This window comes from Neisseria sp. P0009.S007, assembly GCF_051962515.1.
On sequence record NZ_JBQCVF010001110.1, the window covers coordinates 1 to 269 of the forward strand.

The following is a 269-nucleotide window of genomic DNA, read 5'->3' on the forward strand; positions in this document are numbered from 1 at the left end:
GTACAGGGAGTCACCGTTGTTACCGCCTTGCAGGGTATCGTTACCGTCGCCACCGTAAATTACGTCGGCACCGTCGCCGCCATAAATCACGTCTTCGCCGCTTGTACCGTAAATGGTATCTTTCTTATCGGTACCGACAGTTTTGGTTGCGCCGTTTTGATCTTTGTCGCATTCGTCAACACGGATGATGTTACCCGGATTTTTGTCGTCATGTCCGTAGGTATTGTGTTGGTTTTGATCGTCAACGCAATCTTTGCAGTCTTTATCGT

1 protein-coding gene is annotated in these 269 nt (G+C 48.7%); it reads right to left on the bottom strand.

Features of this window, described 5'->3' with window-relative positions:
* A partial coding sequence (locus ACTHS3_RS17935; RefSeq protein ID WP_440368771.1) for a calcium-binding protein occupies positions 1-269 on the bottom strand: 269 nt, incomplete at both ends.